Below are 17,860 nucleotides of genomic sequence, written 5' to 3' on the forward strand. Positions count from 1 at the left end.
AAGCAGCCGACGACAAGAACGCCGCCTGACACGGCCACTGCAGGCCGATCACACGTCCAGGCCAACTCGGCTCTGGCAACCAAGGAAACCAACTAAATCAGTCTCCAAGAAACCCGGGGCTTGACAGTTCTCCCAAACGATCGACTCCACGACCCGTAAGTCCGGGTTGCTGTGGCCGTCAGAGATTGCGGCGCTGCAGGACCTGTGCCGCAACGCAACGGGCGCCGAAGCTGGCGCGTTCGCCGTGGACACGCTCAATTCGCGGCCGGCGGTGCGGCATGACGAGATCTGCACGATCTGGATCGCTCCCGCCGACGGCTGCTCCTGCGGGGCATGGCTGACCGGTGTCGGGCCGCTGCGGGAGACCCGATGAGTTTCCCCACCCGCTACCTCGTGGAGGTCCGCGAGTTCGTCGACGGACCACCCGACGACTTCGGGGTCGCTGAACCTGCGTGGACCGAGTGGGCGTCGACTGCCGTGTATGGGTGGGGCGCCCCGAACACCACCGAACCCAAGACCGCCGGCCACGACCGGCAGATCGTCGAACTCGAAGTGCTCGTCCCACCCGGCTTCCCCGACCTGTCCCACCGTGCGCAGGTGCGGCTTCCAGGGCTTGGCGAGTTCGACGTCATTGGCAGCGTCGAACGCTACGACCATTCACCGTTCGGGTGGAACCCCGGCGCCGTCGTCAACGTGAAGAAGGTGCACGGATGATCGTGTTCCCGAAACCGGAAGCGGAGATCATCCGCGTCGTCAAGGCCCGCGTACCCAACGTGACGGCGGCAGCGAAAGCACCGCAGACCATGCCGGACAGGTTCGTTCGGCCGGTCGCTGCGGGCGGCTCGAAGCGATCGCTGGTGTTGTCGCAGCGGATTTGCCAAGTCTTCGCGTACGCCGCGACCGAGTCCGCAGCCGCCGGACTCATCGAGGACACGGTGGCTGCGCTCGTGGCCGCAGGCTACGACTCTGCGGAGAAGACGATCCGCGGTGTCACCGTGGTCGGGGAGCCGTCCTACTACCCGGATCCGGACACCGATCGGCCCCGCTATTCGGCGACCGTCGCGCTGCTGCTCCGCGGCCGGGGGGCGTGATGGCGCGCGTGACCGCCCGCTTCGCCAAGGGCCACGGCAAGGCGATCATGAAGGGCCCCGAGATGCAGCGTGTCCTCAACGGTGTGGCCGCCCGCCTCGACCGCAACCTGGCCGCAGCCGGCGGCCGCTACGAAACGATCGTCGAAGACGGCGGTGACCGGCTCCGCGCGGCCGCGTGGACCCGCGACCACGCAGCGAAACGCGAAACCGCCGCCGACGGAACCCTGCTGAACGCGTTGAACGCCGCCGGCGAATAGAACTGCCGCCACCGCCCAATCGGGCATGGCGGACTGATCGACCCACACCCATCCAGGCTTGCCGCCGTCCGGCGTCGAGCTCGATTCGTCGTGCCCTGCGCGCGGCGCCCCACCTGAAGGAGAGCCAGCCATGGCACAGAAGACTTTCGCCGCGATGCCGCGCGTCACCGGTGCGCTGCGCCGAGCACCGCTCGGCACCGAACGCCCCACCGACGCCTCCGCCGCGCTCGACGCCGCGTACGTCGACCTCGGTTTCATCGGTGAGGACGGGTTCACCGAGGCCACCACCCGTGACTCCGACCCCAAGCGTGCGCTCGGCGGTTCGATCGTGCGGGTCCTGCAGACCGAGTTCGGCACCACCGTGTCGTTCATCTTCCTCGAGTCGCTGAACCTCGAAGTGCTCAAGGCCGTGTACGGCGACGACAACGTCATCGTCGACGGCGCCACCGGCAACGTCACCGTCAAGCGGAACAAGAAGCCGCTGCCCGAATCGCAGTGGGTCATCGACCTCGAGGACGGCGACGCCCTGGACCGCTCCGACATCGGCCGCGGCCAGATCACCGAGATCGGTGACGTGCAGCGCGTGCACTCCGATCTCGTCGCCTACGAGGTGACGATCACCTGCTACGAGGACGAGAACGGTGACACCCTCGTCGGCCACCTGTTCGCCGACCACTTCAAGACCCCGGTCGGCCCGTAGCAGCCGCACCCGAAAAGACCCGCCCCGGCAGAACTGTCGTGTGGGTCCGATCGCCTCTGCCGGGGCGGGCTTCGGACCCACCACCACCTTGAAGGAGACCCACGTGACTACCGAGCAGTTCCACTACACGATCCCCGCCGCGAAGTCGGCGACCGGCAAGGCGCACAAGATCACGCTGCCGCCGTTCAAGCAGGTCCCGTTCGGGATCATGCGGAAGGTGCGCCGCGTCGACCCGGGTGAGCAGGTATTCGAGATCTTTGACCAGCTCGTCGACAAGGGCAAGCTGTCGCCCGAAGATTCCGAGGCCCTCGACGTGTTCACCGTTGAGGAGATCGGGGAACTGATGAAGGAATGGCAGGAGCATTCGGGGGCTGATCTCCCGGAATCCTGAGCCTCGCCCGGCTCGCCGACGAGCACCAGTCCGCGCTCAACGCTGATCTGATCGAGCGCGGACTGAGGCTCCGCGACGCCGGTTCCGAGGCTTTCGACCTCGTCGACCTATGCGATGTGGCCGCGCACCTGCCGGCGACGTCGGCCACCGTCCGCGCGATCCGCGCCACCAAAGCCGGGGACCCGGTGAAGGCCGCCGAAGACGAAGCGTGGGGCCTGCCCGAACACCTTCTGGCTACTGCCGCTGACGCGTTGCGGTGGCTGGTGTGGAAAGACACCAAGGACGCCGCCAAGCCCGGCGCGAAACCGCCACCGCCGATCCCGCGTCCAGGGGTCGACGCCGACGAAGTCAAGCACGTCGGCCGCACGAGCACCCCGTACGACCAAGCCAGAACCAAGTTCGCGCTTCCGCGCACCTAGGAGGTACCCGTGGCCGTGAACTTGATGACTGCCTACGTCGAGGTCGTGCCGAGCTTGAAGGGCTTCCACAAGCCCGTCAAGCAGGCGATGGGTGACATCGGAACCGAAGCGGACAAGGCAGGCCGCGACTCTGGCAGCCGGTTCTCCAACGCGTTCGGGAAGATGACCGGCGGACTGGGCAAGGCCATCAAGTGGGGTGGCGTCGGCGCCGCTGCAGCTGCCGGCGGGATCGCGGCGAAGGCGTTCGTCGGTGGTTTCAACCGGCTCAACAACATGGACCAGGCCGAAGCGAAACTCAAGGGCTTGGGGCGTTCGTCTGCGGAGATCACCTCCATCATGGGGTCGGTCAGTACCGCGGTCGACGGCACCGCGTTCTCCCTCGACCAGGCGGCGAACGCGGCCGCGATCTTCTCCACGTCCGGTGTGAAGGCCGGCGACGACATGACGCGGGCGATGAAGCTCCTCGCTGACACCACTGCGCAGGCCGGTAGCGACTTCGGTGACATGGGGCCGATCTTCACCAAGATCATCGCGCAGGGTGAGCTGACGACTGAGACGTTCGACCAGCTCAACGAGCGCGGCACGGGTGTCGGTGAAGCCTTGTCGAAGCACCTGGGGATTCCGCTCGATCAGATCCGCGACAAGGCCGCCGGGATCAAGTTCGACGACTTCGCGACCGCGATGGAGAAGAACATCGGCGGCGCGGCGAAGAAGGCGGGCGACACATTCAAGGGGTCGTTCGACAACATGATGACGAGCTTCAGCAAGCTCGGCGCCGTGCTGTTGACCCCGGTGTTCAATGCTCTGCCAGCGGTGTTCGACAAGATCAAGGGTGTCGTCGCCGACGTGTCGGCCACCGTCGGCGGAATGTTCGCGGGCGGGATTGACACGTCGCCGTTGGAGAAGGTCAAGACGTTCTTCACGGACCTGTGGAACAACCTCAAGGGTCCGCTCGAGTCGATTGGTGCCACGTTCCGTGAAGACGTGATGCCGATCTTCACGAAGATCGGGGACTTCTTCACCCAGCACGGCGACAAGATCACCGGGACCCTGTCGACGCTGGGCGGGCTCGTCGGCGGTGCCGTCGCGACCGCCTTCAACATTCTGGCTGGTGCCCTGAACATCGTGGCCACGTCCGCGATGGCGGTGATGGGGTGGATCGACCGTAACCGGGTCGCGTTGGCCGTGATCGGCGGCGTCATCGGCACTCTCCTACTTCCGTACCTGACCGTGCTGGCCGTCGCGTACACCGCTGCTGGTGTGTCGGCCGCAATCAGCGGCGTCAAACAGGTCGCGGCATGGGTGACCACCGGGGCCGGTGCAGTCACGAACTCCGCTGTCAGTGTGGCGGCGTCCTACCGTGTCGTCGGCGGCTGGATCGCGATGGGCGGCGCCGCGGTGAAACAGGCCGCTGTCGTCGTCGCCGGCTGGGTGTCGACGGCAGCGAAGGCACTGTGGGGTGCTGGTGTGCAGGCCGCTCAGGGCGCGGTAGTCGTCGCGTCATGGGTGGCGATGGGCGCCAAGGCTGTCGCGCAGGGCGCGGTGATCGCTGGCGCGTGGGTGGCGTCGGTGGCTCGCGCTGCAGCAGCGACGGCCGCAACGATCGCGTACGCGGCTGCGCAGGGCGTGGTCAGTATCGCGACCGGTGTGTGGACCGTCGCCCAGTGGGCACTCAACAGCGCGTTCTTGGCGAACCCGTTGACGTGGGTCGTCGTCGGAATCATGGCGCTCATCGCCGTCGTAGTCCTGATCGCGACGAAGACGACGTGGTTCCAGACGCTGTGGAACAAGGTGTGGAACGGGATCAAGGCGGTCGCCAACGTCGTGTGGACCGCGATCAAGGGCTACTTCATGTTCTGGATCGGCCTCTATAAGAAGGTCGGCGAAGGCGCGATGTGGCTGTGGAACTCGGCGATCGTGCCCGCCTGGAACGGTATCAAGGCGGCGTTCCAGATTGCCGCCGACTTCATCGGCGGAGTGGTCGAGTCGATCAAGCAGTTCTTCCAAGGCGTCGCCGACAAGGCGGGTCAGGTCAAGGACTGGATTGTCGAAAAGTGGGACGCGTTGGTCGGGTTCTTCACCTCGCTGCCCGGCCGGGTCACGTCGGCGCTCGGCAGCTTGTGGGATGGGCTCAAGGACGGCTTCAAGGGCGCCCTGAACTGGATCATCGACGCCTGGAACAACTTCAAGATCGAGATCAAGCTGCCGTCGATTCTTGGCGGTAAGCAGATCACGATCGACACCCCGAACTTACCGCGGCTGGCTGGTGGCGGAGTCGCGGGGCGCCGCCGCAACGGTCAGCTGTACGGACCCGGGACCGGCACGTCGGACTCGATCTTGGGTGTCGGTGACAGCGGTGTGCCGACGGCATGGGTCAGCTCCGGAGAGTTCGTGGTCAACGCGAAGGCCACCAAACGGTGGCTGCCGCTCCTGACCGCCCTCAACGGCGGTGCAGGCCCCGGCAGCGGTGTCGGGCTGCCCGCATTCGCTGACGGTGGACTCGTGCCCGGCGCCGCACTCGCAGCGACCGGCGGCGAAGGTGGGCTCAAGCCGATCAGCGTGCTCGTCCGCCGCCTCATCCAGAAGCTGTGGCCGGAGATCACCGACATTGGCGGCTACCGCGCGTCCGATCCGTTCCCGGACCATCCGTCGGGGCAGGCACTCGACATCATGATCTCCGACGTCGGGCTCGGCGACGCCGTGAAGGCGTGGCTGATGGACAACAAGAGTGCGTTCGACCTCGACTACACGATCTGGCAGCAGAAGTACGAGCCCGCGGCGGGCGGCGGGAACGTGATGGAGGACCGCGGGTCCCCGACTCAGAACCACATGGACCACATCCACGCATTGTTCGGGCAGATCGGGGCCCCGCCGAACGTCAACCCCGACGTCGTACCCGAAGGCATCAAGTGGCCGGCTGGGAAGGAACCAGCACCGGCCGCTACTGACGTGCCGGGCGTCATGCCCGACACCCCGGCGGCGCCGATGGACACCCCGGCACCTACTGACACCGGAATCGCCGATACCGGTGGCGGCACGAGCTGGTCGGCAATCGTCGGTAATGCCGCGTCCGAGCAGTTCAAAGACCTCATGGACACGCTGGGTCTCAAGGACGATCCGTCGTGGCTGTCGGCGTACGGCCAACTCAAGGACAATGACCCGGCCACCGCTGACGATAAGGGTCCCGGCACGCTGGATCCCGAAGCCGAGGCCGCGCACAAGACAGAGTTCGAGGACGCCCAGCTTGCCGCGAAGCGGAAGCATGAGGACGAACTCGCCCAGCTCGACTCGGACTTCCAGAAGAAGATCGACGGAACTAAGGACGCCGCGCAGAAGCGGCGGTACCGCGAGGAACTCGCTGCCGAGAAGCGGCGCCTCAAGCGGGAACACGAGGACCGGCAGCGTGCGGCCAAGCGCGAGTACGAGACGCAGAAGCGGAAGCGTGCAGCCGACGCCAAGTCCGGTTCCACCCTCCCGTCGCCGGGATCCCCCGCCGAACCCGGCACGCCGATGGCCGCAGTGCCGGCCGACCCGAACACACCGCCGGCCGTGAACTGGTCGCAGGGCATGGGCGCCGAACCGTGGCGCCCAGTCCTCGAGTGGGGAATCAAGCGTGTCGGCAAGGGCTTGACGACGGCGGCCGCGCAGCTCGACGCCGGAGTCGCGCAGATCAAGTCCGAGTCCGGCGGTGACCCGTCGATCGCTCAACAGATTGTCGACGTCAACGGGACCGGTGAGGCCGCCGGCGTCGGTCTGCTGCAGATCATCCCGGGCACCTGGGCCGCGAACCGTGACCCGGCACTCCCGGACGATCGCCGCAACGGGCCAGCGAACATCGTGGGCGCACTCCGCTACTACGTCGGCCGGTACGGGCCCGACCTCACGAAGATGTGGGGCAAGGGCCACGGCTACAAGACCGGCGGCTACACCGGCAACGCGTTCGGGGTCGACGACGTCGCGGGCGTCGTCCACGGCCAAGAGTTCGTCATCAACGCGGCCGCGACCCGCCAGTGGCGGCCGGCACTCGAAGCGATCAACGCCGGTGCTACCCCGGCCGCTGCCGACCGCGGTCAACGACAGCAGCGCGGGGCGTTCGCGCCGGTCACCAACGCCACGTTCCGAGATGAACGCGCGTACTACCAGCGGCAGCGACGCGATCAGCAGCTCGTTGCCGCGCGAATGAAGTAGAGGGGGACGTCTTGTCGCCGCACGATGGATTCGAAGTCGCGATCTTCGGGATCGAAGCCAGCCGTTGGGACGTGCACGGTGCCCTCGCTGGCAGGCAAGGCGTGTGGATCGGGGAAGGACAGCTGTCCGGGATCCTGGACGCGCCGTACGAGTCGTCGTGGTCGCAGACCGCGCGCGGCGGCGGCGCGACTCATGTACGTGACCGGTACATTCCGCGCGACATGACCGTGGGATTCCACGTCAACGGCACGGGGTCGGCGGTTGTGGCTCCGGAAACGGTTGCGGGGGAGCGGGAAGCGGCGTTCGCTCGAGCGTTGACGTCGCCGCCCTACCGGTGGTCGCCGACACGACGCACTGCACGAATGCGGGTGACGACCGTCCTGTCCGGGGCGCGAGAGTTGGCGATTCGGGGTACCGAGGTCCCCGACATCGATATCGGGTCCGACGTCCTCATGGACTCCTACGTGAACCCGCTGTACAGCCTGCGCGCAGGAATCCCGTTCTGGTCGTCCGGGCTCGTCGATCCGCGGCCGGCGTTCGAAACGACCAGCACGACCGGCAGCGGCACGGTGGAGGTTCGTAACCCCGGTGACGTGCCCGCCCGCTACTCGATCGTCCTGACTCCGGGTGACTGGACGATCTCCGACCCGTCATGGTCGGGAGAAGCGGGGCAGGTCGCCCCGGGTGGACCGCACGCGGATCGCACGATCGACGTGCATGTTCCGGTGGCCGCGGGTGGGGCGATCGTTTCGCGGGATCCTCGCCGGATCCCGATCGCGTCAGCCTCGGGTGAGAACCTCGTCAGCATTCAGCAGGGCCGGTTCCTGGTCTACGACCTACCGCCCTGGACACCGCCGACCGAGCTGTCGATCAGCGTGCGGAACGCTCCCGCCGGCGGAGCGCGCGCCGAATACTTGATCGAGAAGCTGTGGACTCGCGCGTGGGGCATGGAAGCGCCGGAGGTCCTGCCGTGACCTTGGCCGCGCAGATCGAGCAGATCATCACCGACGTCGACGACCAGTTCGCCGACGTCACCGAGCAGCTGTCCCTCGGTCCCGTCGTCTACCTGTACGACGGCAACCAACGCTTGCAGCACGTCGTCTTCGATCCCATCGAGGCGACCGCGGAGGACGTCGAGAACGCGGCCGGCGCCGTGACCGTTACTATCCCTGCCTCCCATCCGGCCGCAGAGTGGCTGATGGACGAGGCCGGGCGTCGTCGCCGTGGTGAAGGCGTCAACGTGCACCTCGAGTACCGCGTCGGCGGCACCCGAGTGTCGGGGCGAGTGTCCCCGGAGTTGGGGATCACCGCCGAACGCCTCGACACCGGCGAAGACGTGGTGCGCGCTGCTGCTGTCGGCGAATACAAGAACCTCGAAATGGTGCGGGTCTGGTCGAATCCCTGGCTCCCCGCGATCTTTCAGTTCCCGCGCATTTTCCTGCTCGCGGGCCCTGCGATCTGGGTTCTCAAGGTCAGCCTGTTCGTGAACCTCCTCCGATTATTCGGCAGCCTGTGGCAGCTACCGGATGACCCGATGAACCCGATGTCGTGGCTGTCCGGGCTCGACATGTCGACCTGGGACATCGTCATCAAACCCACCACGTTGCTGACAGACATGGCGGCCGGCACCGTCTGGGCAGTCGCCGCAAGTCGTTTCCGGTCCTGGGCCGAAATGGCTGCCCCGATCCTCGACGACGCCGAACTGACCGTCACGACGGGGCGGTGGCGTGCTGGTGACCCGGAGCCGTGGCCGGGGGCCGTGGTGAAGGACGGCGCTCTGATCGTCGACATCGTCGACCATTCCCGCCACCGCGAGGGCGCAGTCCGTGGCGGCACGATCTTCGACGGCATGACCCGCACGATTCGCGAGAGCGTCGGCGACCTCATCGAGGACGTCGAAACCGCGTTCGCCGGGGCACCGAGTAGCGACGTCGCCGACGCATGGCGGTCGGTGATGACCACGGCGCCGGGGTGGCCGACAGTGCACATCGCTGCCGACGAGGACTCGCGGCCAACCGTGGTGCGGCGCCCGCCCGGCGCTGTGCATTTGACGATGGGCGGCCAGTCAGCTCCCGGCGTCAACGAAGGCATCTCCGCCACCGTGCAGAGCGTCGGTGACCTCGTGACCAGCAATATCAACGTGAGCGGGTACGGGATCGGGCCGCAGGGCGGCGCGATCGACACGCTCTTGAAACCGCTCTACACCGACACTGTCGCCGCGTGGCTGTCCGCGAAACTCATCGCCCGCCGGAACCAAGTCGGCAGCAGCCACTTCCTTGAGGACTTCATCAGCCTCCCCGGCAAGTGCTACACCATCAGCACCCTGATGGCGCTGCGCGCCGGAGAACGAGCGACCCGCGGCGACGAAGCGGTCACCGCACAGTTCCCCACGGACTCGCCGTGGATCCTGGGTCAGCCCGGCCACGGCCACGCCTGGACGGGATCACCCGTGTCGTTCGAGGTACCGGGGTCGTTGTCCCGTGACATTCACGTCGAGCGGATCAAGAAGACCGCCGCCGTGTTCACCGAGAACGCCGCCGACGACGGACTGTTCCGGGCCGCCGAGATCGGCCGCAAAGACCCCACTGACCCCTTCGAGACGGTGCTGTCCCGAATCAAGGGGCTCGCCGACATCGCGACGGACGCCGGCGTGTGGTGAACCATCGAAAGGACCCAGCATGCAACCACTTCCTGATCTGACGATCATCCAAGCGATCGACGGCCGCACCCAGCAACTGCTGTTCTCCGGCGCTGAACTGCCGGTACCGATCCTCGACGAGGCGGCCATCGGGATCAGCGCGAGTGGTGTTCCGACGGTGACGGTGACTATCCCGATCGGCAGTGTCACCACCGAGACCGCGGCCGCTATCCGACGCAGGGGCGCGTGATGTGCGACGCGTGCGTCCCGTACTCGGACCTGACCGACGAGCAGCGTGAACAGCAGACCGCCGCACTTGCCGCGACCTTTGTGGGCCTCCCGACCGTGATCGGTGCTCCGCTGATCCTCGCGGACGAGGTGTGGCGCGAGGTCGCGGTCCACCAGCTCGAGCTCGGTGCGCGGATTTGCGGGGACATTCCGGCCATCAAGACCTACACCGCGCCGACCCCGGCCGAAGCACTCGAAGTGCAGTCAGCGGCCGGCCACTGGACGTACGACGCCGACCACACCGACGTTGAGACCCCGCGTGAGCGGGTCCTCCGAAAGGCACGCGAGGAACGCGAAGAATACCTCGCCGAGGTCCAACGGCGCCGCGAAACCGGAGAACTACCACCCCTGAACGAAGGAGATAACGATGGCTGATCCGATCTGGCTTCCCGAGGTGCTGCGCGCCGCCGGCCTACCTGTGACCGTCATGTCCGGTGCCATGAACCGTGGACATGGCGACTTCGGGACCATCTGGGGGGTGATGGCCCACCACACGGGCGCTCCGGCGACGTCGACCCCCGGTCCGGGGTGGATCGCGAACCACCCTCAGCTGGGTCTCGCGTCGCAGCTGTACCTGTCCCGTGACGGCAAGTTCACCGTGTGCGGTGTCGGGATCGCCTGGCACGCCGGCCAGGGCTCCTACCCGGGCATTCCGACGAATAACGCGAACCAGGTGACGATCGGTATCGAGGCGGAGAACTCGGGGACCGAGGGCTGGTCGAAGCCGCAGTACGGGGCGTACGTCACGGGTGTCGCCGCGATCTTGAACAAGCTCGGACGCGATTCCTCCCGCGTCATCGGGCACAAGGAGTGGGCGGGTCGCACTCAGGGCAAGTGGGACCCGGGCGGCATGGACATGAGTGCTTTCCGGCGTGACGTCGCCGCGGAGCAGAAGCGACTCAAGGGCGGCGACGCTCCTCCGAAGCCGGTGGAGAACAAGATCGACGTGGAGGCCAAGGTGGCGGCCGCGTGGATCGGGAAGCGGCTTTTCGAGGGGGAGCGCGACGCCAAGAACGGCGGCAAGTACGTCGACTTCGCGAACGGGTCGATCTACTGGCACCCGGAGGTCATGCGCGCGAATAGCAACGCGATCGCCGTCCCCTCGAACGTCTACGAGACGTGGAAGGCCCACGACTACGAGCGGGGATTCCTCGGCTACCCGGTCAAGCGGCACACCGTCGTGAAGGGCGTTGGCGACATTCAGGCATTCCAGGGCGGCGTGGTCTACCGGAAGTACGGCAAGCCGGGGTACCCGGTGCGCGGAGTGATCGGCCAGCGTTGGGCGGCCGAAGGATTCGAGTCGGGCCCGTTGGGCTGGCCGACGTCGGACGAACGCGACAACGGCACGGGTGGCCGGGTACAGGACTTCGAGGGTGGAGAGCTCTCGTGGGACCCGTCCGGCGCGGTGAAGGTGGTGTCCAAGTGAGCGCGGCACAGCGGAAGTGGCTGTACGGGATCGCTACCGCAGTCGTCGCGATCGCCGTCGCATACGGGTTGATCGCGCAGGACCAGGCCGCGCTGTGGCTCGCGCTGGCTGCGGCGATCCTGTCGGGCGGCGGGAACCTCGTCGCTGGCGGGCACGTCAGCCCTGATGACGACGGCGGCAAGTGGCGGCGCGGGCGGCGGGTCGGATGACGGAGGCTCCGGTGGGCACTCCTCCGCTGATCTGGCTGGCGGCGGTCATCGTGATCGCGTTGATCGCGGCTCTGCCGTCACTCGTGGTGTCGATCAGGAACGGGAAGCATGCGGTGTCGGCGGCGGCTGACGTCCAGGTCGTGAGGGAGCAAGTGGAGAACGATCACGACTCGAATTTTCGGGACGATTTGGATCGCACAACGGAGAAGGTCGAGGCGGTTGACACGAAGGTTGATCGGTTGACGGGGGTTGTGGAGTCGATGGAACGTCAGCAGGCCGCGTTTATGCGGGAGATCCGGGCGCAGATCACTCGGCAGGACCTGATTGCCCGGACGCATCATCCGGAGGAGTACTCATGAGTACGCCGGGGGGTTGGTCGCCGCCGGCTGGTTCGCCACTTTCCCCGGTGGCGGTCGGCGGGTCGGGGATCGCGTCGCATTCGCAGATGGCGGAAGCGGATTGGCGGGCGGTCTTGGAAGCGGCGATGCGGCCGCACTGGGACCAGCTCGGCGATCCGGTCGCGGTGTTGCGCGAGTTCGTGCACGCGATCACGAGCGCACTGACTGGCGACTTCGACCCGTTCATCGAGCTGGTCGGTCGGGTGCCGATCCTTGGTGACATCGTCAAGGGCGCGGCGAATCTGCTCTCTGGTGGCCGCCTGATCAACCTCGGCCAGCTCACCGCGGCCCCCGTGAACCTGCTCCCCGGTGGATTCGACAGTGCGGAGTCCCTGCAGGAGGGGGAGGGTTGGTCCTGGGACGCGGTGGAGGGTCACCTCGCGCCAGGGTGCGCGATGCGCACCCTGAATGGTGAACCGGGCATGCTGTTCTCGCCCGCGCCGGCCGAGGTCGAGCCCGGCAAGGCGTACGACGCCTCCTGCTGGATGCTCGGGGTCGACCAGTACCCGTCGGGTGCGCAGGTGCATTTCTACAACGGCAGCAACCAGCACATCAGCACCGTCGGGCTCGCCGCAGTCGACGGACTTTCGCCGGGCTGGACCCTGATCGCGGCGTACGACATCGTCGCTCCCGCGGAGGCGCGGTGGGCTCACTTCGTGCTGGAGGACCAGGGGTCGGTGGGGCCGGGTGCGATTCGGTGGGACGACGCTGGCATCTGGTCGGCTCAGACGACGCTTCCGCAGCAGATCATCGCGGGCCTGACAGACGCGCTCGAGGGGCTCTCCGATTGGATTGAGGCCCTCGTCGACCGGATCCTGGATGCTCTCGGGGTCCCGAAGCTCGGTGGCTTGTTCGACAGGATCCTCGACGCCGGCGACGCGTTGTCGGAGCTGCAGGACACCGCGGAGGATGGGGCCGCCGCGGTCCGGGACTTGTTCGACACGATCGGCGGGCACGTCGGCGCGAACCTCGCCGACGTCGAGCAACGCCTGACCGCGTTCCTCACCGCGGCGTCGAACCTCGACGGCGGGAAGATCGTCGGATCGGTGTCGGCGGCGCTGATCGCCGGAGTGCTCGACCTCGCGCGTATCCCGGCGTTGCCGGTGACCAAGGTGACCAACCTGCAGACGATCATCGCCGCGTTGGATGGTCGGGCGAGTACCGCTGAGGCCGACATCGTCGACCTACAGGACCGCTCCCAGGCTTTGGAGGGTGTGGTCGGGTATGGGTCGGCGTACATGTCGGGGTCGCCGGGTGTGAGCACCTCCGCCACGCTCATGCAGTTCGATCAGCGGGTCGGCCCGATGGTCGGCGCGACGTTGGCGGGCGGCCGGTTCACGCTGGGCAGCAAGGGCTTGTGGCGGTTCGAAGCGCAGGTGCGGTTCTGGGGTGCGAAGTACGCGCCGCCGAAGTGCTTCATGGACATCATCATCCGCAACTCGGGCGGCACGGAGATCGCGCGGTTGAAGGCGATGGCTTCCTCCGATGACGAGATCACGGTGACGAACGTGATGCCGGCGGTGGTGCCGTCGGCGGGGTGCACGGCCGAGGTGGTGGCGTGGACGTCGGCGATCCCGATCATCGGCGGGAACTGGCGCGGTATCGGCGGCGGGTACTCGACGACCAGATTCTCGGTGTTCAAGATCAGTGAGGAGACCAGCTGATGGCTGATCCGATTGAGCCGGACCAGAATGCGACGTCGGCGGGAGTGACGTCGATCCCGGAGATGATCGGGAAGGGCGCACCGTCGGGGGTGTGTGACCTCGATGCGGCCGCGGTGGTTCCGATGTCGCGGATCCCGATGGCGGTCGGCGGTACCGGAGGGTTGACGTCGACGCCGACGCAGATCGTCGCGCACTCGATGACCGGCACCGCCGGCGGACTGGCCGGGGTGTACCCGTCGGTGTGGGAGCAGGCGTCGGACCCGAACTACTACACCGGCAGCTTCGGTGTGCGCCGGGACAGCAGCTACACCGGGTACACCGCGGACTACTACCTGCACACCACGGCGCTGTCTCAGACGCAGTGGGCCGAAGTGGAGGTGTCGCCGGAATCGGCGTGCGGGTACGACGACATGCACGGCGTGGTGTTGCGGGCGGGCAACGAGACGGGACCGTCGACGCGGAACGGACTGCTGGTGGTGGTCGCCAACGACTACGGATCGAACGGGTTCGTGTCGATCGCCCGGTTCACCTCGCGAGTCTCGAACATCACCTGGCTTCGTGAGGTGCGCATGAGTGCACCGATCGCGCCCGGCGATGTGATTCGGGCGCTGGTCGACGGGGACACGATCACCGTCTCGGTCAACGGCGCCGAAGTGGTGGCGTACTCCGGTGCGCAGGTGTCGGCACAGACCGGGTCACGGGTCGGGGTGTACGCGGGCAACGGGGGCCGGATCAAGAACTTCAAGGCCGGTACCGTCTCGACGCCGATGCGCGTGAATCAGCCGTTGTGTGTGCACCTGGCGTCGACGTACTCGAACCCGGCGAACACGGACTTGATCGCGGGCGGCAACTGGTCACAGGTGACCGGACCGTCGGGGGTGTACCTGCCCGGCGGCACCTCCGGGCTTGGCGGGAACACGGCGTACGCGCGGTGTGTCATCCCGGCAACCGCCTGGTATCGCGTCGAGCTGACGGTGCAGTCCACGGCCACGACCGGCACCGCGGGCATCAAGATCATGAAACGCACCGGCACCGCGGCACCGGTGGTCACCACGCACTCGATCGCGTCGGCGCTCGGGAACGCCGGCGGTGAGGGCACCCCGCTGTATGCGTGTTCGCAGCCGGAGATCTTCGCCGCTGGCGATGTCATCTACTGGGCGACGTGGGCGTCGGTGGCGACCACGTTCCAGCCGCAGGCGTTCGGGCAGATCAAGTCGAAGTTCACGTTGACGCGGGTCGCGTCCTGATGGGGTGGTCGACGACGCTGCCACCGGTGGCGGGTGCGGGCGGGTGGACGACGACACCCCCGGTCCCGGCACCGTCGGCGGCGTGGACACCGCGCCGCATGTTGGCGTTGGCCGCGCAGATCACCGCGGCCCCGCACCTGGCTGTGCAGGCTGTGCAGGCCCTGGGCGTCGACCACGACGCGGCCGCTACTGCGGTTGTGGAGTTGGCCGCCGAACTTCACGTCTCCGTGCAGCAGGCGGGGAGCGTGACGGCCACGGCCGGTCTCATCGCGCGGCTGCACGTGGCGATCGTCGCCGCTGTCGGTGTGACGGCGACGGCCGCGTTCCAGACCGTCAAACCGCTCGATGTGGCGACGGCTTCGTCGCTGACCGCGGCACTGGACCTGATGGCCGTCAAGGACATCGCTGCGCAACTCGCGGTTGTCGCGTCCACGGATGTGGCTCTGACCCGCTACCTGCTGGCCGAGTATGTCGCGGCCGCGACGGTGGCCACCACGCTCGGGGTCGACCGGATCGCCACCGCCGATACCGCCGCCACGGTGTCCGCCGACACCACATGCACAATCGGCTATCCACCGCTTTCACCGGTGACCACCGCGATCACAACCACCTCGACGTGGACGTTTCCTCGTGCGGCTGACTGGCTCGACATCATCGTCGTCGGCGGCGGTGGTGGCGGACATGGCGCCGGATGGGCTCTCAACGGCGACGGCGGCAAAGCCGGCCGGTGGCAAGCCACAACGATCCAACGAGGCGTGCACCTACCTTCAGATGCGACCGGCATCCTCTTCGCGATCGGTGCCGGAGGTGGCGGCGGATCGGGAGGCGCGATCGCCAAACCTGGAAGCGCTGGAGCCGCCACCACCGCGGAGGGTTCCGGTTCCGATGGCTCATACGTGTCCCTCTACGGTGCTGGCGGCGCCCGCGGATCGGGTACCGGCGCCGGAGGCGACCGCCGCACCGGGGAAGCGGCAGGCAACTACACCTGGAACGCCCGCATGTACACCGGCGGCGGAGCGGACGGCGGGACGCCGGGATCAGGCGGTCGCGGCGGTGCAGCAGCATCCGGTAACGGCAGCGCAGGCGGCCGAGGCCAAGGATGGGGGACCGCTTACCAATGATCAGCCCCGAGGACTATCCAGACCCGCCGCACGACGGCGAATGGCCAACTGAGTTCCTCATCGACCGGGACTACGCCGACACCATCACTTCCGCGTGGCGCCGTATCCGACCCGACACAACTCAGCTACGACGCACCGGCGACCTGCTACACGTCAAGCAGAGCGACCAGACCAGAACGTACCGACTAGACCACCGCCTGGTGGCAACCGATCACCAGGTGTACCTCGCCACCGAAAGGACAACCTGATCATGCCTGCTGGAGTCTCCACTTTTCTGGCCAACGCTCTACTGGACCACGCGACCGGACGCGCGGCGTACACCAAGCCGACCGCTGTCTACGCGCGCCTGCACACCGGCAACCCCGGCGCGGCCGGCACCGCGAACGCGTCGGCACAGACCACACGCGTCGCCACCACGTTCTCTGCCGCAGCAGCCGGGACGATCGCGATGTCGTCCGCGCCAGAGTTCACGCTGACCGCCACCGAAACCATCAACCACGTGTCCTTCTGGGACGCGCCGACGGGCGGCAATTTCCTGTGGTCTGCTGCGGCGACGGTGGCGAAGGGCGGTGCGTCCGGTGACATCATCCGGGTCGCGACCAACACGCTCAGCCTCGGCGTGATCGCAAGCTGACCTTTGTCGGCACCCTCCGATACCTTCACGGTGCGCATGGGGAAGACATGCGCACGAAACGGCCCCATCCTCGACGCAGAGGGTGGGGCCGATTTCGTCGCCTGGGCACTACTAGTGGAGGTCGGTACGCGCACCGCGACCCGGCCGCGCCGCGTTCCATGCGTCGATAGTTGCCGGGAGCCAGCCCCGCACAGTGCCACGCGGCAGCGTGCCATCGTCGGAGACTTCGCCAATGACGGCGTCAGGCGGCGGCAATTTCATGCGGCCAGCCGAGCCGCGCGCCAAGCCGAGGTAGTCCTCGACTTGGCCGCGTGACATGTACCTACGAGGCGTGGGCATTGCGTCGTGCCACGATCACGGCGGCGATAGCCCCGGCTGCCCACACGGCCCAGATCGCGGCGAGCGCGATTTGGCCAGCCCTGTTGTCGATGACGATCGAGGCGAGGATGAGGGGCACGACGCCGGCCAGCGCGCCCTGTACGGCGTTGTTGTTGAGAATCTTCATGGTTCCTCCATTGACGTTCATGTCGGTGCGGGTGGAGACTGGGTGTCCCCGGGGAGGGCCTGGAAGGTGCTAGCTTCCAGGGCCTCCCCGGGCTGCTACTTGCTTCGCCAGGCCTGCCAGACTTGCGCCCATGTTCCGGCTGCGCTGGTGGCTGCGAGTGCTAGTAGCACCCAGTCGATTGTTCTCAATTGCCTCACCTCCTATCGCCTATAACTATACACGAATAGAGTGCTAGGTGGCGAGCGGGATGGGTGGATTCATCCGAACAGGCGACACCGGCGTGTCGAGGGAACCGAATCGGCCTCGCTGGCGTCTAAGCACTGTGGACGACAGAACTTGGCGAACGATCGAGAACGAGCTCCTCCTTGCGCACCTCGAACAGCGTGCGGGGACCTGTGCGAGTGGTGCGCCGACGGGCTCACCCGCTGAACAGTGTGTGGCCCCAGGCCACACCCCCGGACGTTTCCCCAGGTCGCGGAGACGAGCCGAAACTGCACCAAAAGCGCCCCCGTGCAGGTCAGGCCCCAAAACACCAGAACAGCCAAGGGGTTCGAGTCCCAGTAGTGCCCCATAGAGTGGTGTAACTCGGTGACCAGGACTGTGACCGGCAGCGTGTGGCTGTCGGCATGGAAGCGGTCACCGTGTGATCCTTCGAGTCACCTTCCACAGAATCCTCGAATGGAG

General features: G+C 67.0%; 20 protein-coding genes. 19 read left to right on the forward strand and 1 reads right to left on the reverse strand.

Annotated elements, in window-relative coordinates; all coding sequences use genetic code 11:
• Positions 1-244: 244 nt before the first annotated feature.
• The 19 genes from ABD989_RS17135 to ABD989_RS17225 all read left to right on the forward strand — a co-directional run bounded on the left by ABD989_RS17135 (position 245) and on the right by ABD989_RS17225 (position 16,671).
• The gene (locus tag ABD989_RS17135; protein ID WP_345314423.1) at positions 245-373 is read left to right on the forward strand and encodes a hypothetical protein; all 129 of its coding nucleotides are present in this window, start codon (positions 245-247) and stop codon (positions 371-373) included.
• Positions 370-714 (forward strand): hypothetical protein, encoded by a 345-nt coding sequence (locus tag ABD989_RS17140; RefSeq protein WP_345314424.1) that lies wholly within the window; start codon positions 370-372, stop codon positions 712-714. The genes ABD989_RS17135 and ABD989_RS17140 overlap by 4 nt, the downstream gene beginning before the upstream one ends.
• On the forward strand, positions 711-1,091 hold the full coding sequence (locus ABD989_RS17145; RefSeq protein ID WP_345314425.1) for a hypothetical protein: 381 nt from the start codon (positions 711-713) through the stop codon (positions 1,089-1,091). The genes ABD989_RS17140 and ABD989_RS17145 overlap by 4 nt, the downstream gene beginning before the upstream one ends.
• An 8-nt stretch (positions 1,092-1,099) precedes the next feature.
• Positions 1,100-1,348, forward strand: a complete 249-nt coding sequence (locus tag ABD989_RS17150; protein ID WP_345314426.1) for a hypothetical protein — start codon at positions 1,100-1,102, stop codon at positions 1,346-1,348.
• 130 nt (positions 1,349-1,478) lie between these two features.
• A complete protein-coding gene (locus tag ABD989_RS17155) occupies positions 1,479-2,048 on the forward strand; it encodes a phage tail tube protein (protein WP_345314427.1) in 570 nt (189 codons plus the stop codon).
• A 103-nt stretch (positions 2,049-2,151) separates the two neighbouring features.
• Positions 2,152-2,439 (forward strand): hypothetical protein, encoded by a 288-nt coding sequence (locus tag ABD989_RS17160; protein ID WP_345314428.1) that lies wholly within the window; start codon positions 2,152-2,154, stop codon positions 2,437-2,439.
• Positions 2,440-2,555: 116 nt separating this feature from the next.
• Complete coding sequence (locus tag ABD989_RS17165) at positions 2,556-2,858, forward strand: DUF5361 domain-containing protein (RefSeq protein ID WP_345314429.1); 303 nt, start codon at positions 2,556-2,558, stop codon at positions 2,856-2,858.
• A gap of 9 nt (positions 2,859-2,867) precedes the next feature.
• A complete protein-coding gene (locus ABD989_RS17170) occupies positions 2,868-7,046 on the forward strand; it encodes a VldE C-terminal domain-containing protein (protein ID WP_345314430.1) in 4,179 nt (1,392 codons plus the stop codon).
• A gap of 11 nt (positions 7,047-7,057) precedes the next feature.
• Complete coding sequence (locus ABD989_RS17175) at positions 7,058-8,020, forward strand: hypothetical protein (RefSeq protein WP_345314431.1); 963 nt, start codon at positions 7,058-7,060, stop codon at positions 8,018-8,020.
• Positions 8,017-9,705: a Gp37-like protein gene (locus ABD989_RS17180; protein WP_345314432.1), complete on the forward strand. Its 1,689-nt coding sequence runs from the start codon at positions 8,017-8,019 to the stop codon at positions 9,703-9,705. The genes ABD989_RS17175 and ABD989_RS17180 overlap by 4 nt, the downstream gene beginning before the upstream one ends.
• A 19-nt stretch (positions 9,706-9,724) precedes the next feature.
• On the forward strand, positions 9,725-9,934 hold the full coding sequence (locus tag ABD989_RS17185) for a hypothetical protein (RefSeq protein WP_345314433.1): 210 nt from the start codon (positions 9,725-9,727) through the stop codon (positions 9,932-9,934).
• Complete coding sequence (locus ABD989_RS17190) at positions 9,934-10,347, forward strand: phage gene 29 protein family protein (RefSeq protein WP_345314442.1); 414 nt, start codon at positions 9,934-9,936, stop codon at positions 10,345-10,347. The genes ABD989_RS17185 and ABD989_RS17190 overlap by 1 nt, the downstream gene beginning before the upstream one ends.
• Positions 10,340-11,398 (forward strand): N-acetylmuramoyl-L-alanine amidase, encoded by a 1,059-nt coding sequence (locus ABD989_RS17195; protein ID WP_345314434.1) that lies wholly within the window; start codon positions 10,340-10,342, stop codon positions 11,396-11,398. Before ABD989_RS17190 ends, ABD989_RS17195 begins: the two co-directional genes overlap by 8 nt.
• Positions 11,395-11,607 (forward strand): hypothetical protein, encoded by a 213-nt coding sequence (locus ABD989_RS17200; protein ID WP_345314435.1) that lies wholly within the window; start codon positions 11,395-11,397, stop codon positions 11,605-11,607. The genes ABD989_RS17195 and ABD989_RS17200 overlap by 4 nt, the downstream gene beginning before the upstream one ends.
• Before the next feature lie 11 nt (positions 11,608-11,618).
• On the forward strand, positions 11,619-11,966 hold the full coding sequence (locus ABD989_RS17205) for a DUF2746 domain-containing protein (RefSeq protein WP_345314436.1): 348 nt from the start codon (positions 11,619-11,621) through the stop codon (positions 11,964-11,966).
• An 86-nt stretch (positions 11,967-12,052) separates the two neighbouring features.
• Complete coding sequence (locus ABD989_RS17210) at positions 12,053-13,669, forward strand: hypothetical protein (protein ID WP_345314437.1); 1,617 nt, start codon at positions 12,053-12,055, stop codon at positions 13,667-13,669.
• Positions 13,669-14,916 (forward strand): hypothetical protein, encoded by a 1,248-nt coding sequence (locus tag ABD989_RS17215; protein ID WP_345314438.1) that lies wholly within the window; start codon positions 13,669-13,671, stop codon positions 14,914-14,916. Before ABD989_RS17210 ends, ABD989_RS17215 begins: the two co-directional genes overlap by 1 nt.
• A gap of 107 nt (positions 14,917-15,023) precedes the next feature.
• Positions 15,024-16,037 (forward strand): glycine-rich domain-containing protein, encoded by a 1,014-nt coding sequence (locus ABD989_RS17220; protein WP_345314439.1) that lies wholly within the window; start codon positions 15,024-15,026, stop codon positions 16,035-16,037.
• A 250-nt stretch (positions 16,038-16,287) separates the two neighbouring features.
• Positions 16,288-16,671, forward strand: a complete 384-nt coding sequence (locus ABD989_RS17225) for a phage tail fiber protein (protein WP_345314440.1) — start codon at positions 16,288-16,290, stop codon at positions 16,669-16,671.
• A gap of 322 nt (positions 16,672-16,993) precedes the next feature.
• On the opposite strand, the gene ABD989_RS17230 is transcribed toward ABD989_RS17225, so the two are convergent.
• Positions 16,994-17,176 (reverse strand): hypothetical protein, encoded by a 183-nt coding sequence (locus ABD989_RS17230; RefSeq protein ID WP_345314441.1) that lies wholly within the window; start codon positions 17,174-17,176, stop codon positions 16,994-16,996.
• Positions 17,177-17,860 lie beyond the last annotated feature (684 nt).

Origin of the sequence: Gordonia alkaliphila (genome assembly GCF_039542465.1) — a bacterium.
GTDB lineage: Bacteria > Actinomycetota > Actinomycetes > Mycobacteriales > Mycobacteriaceae > Gordonia > Gordonia alkaliphila.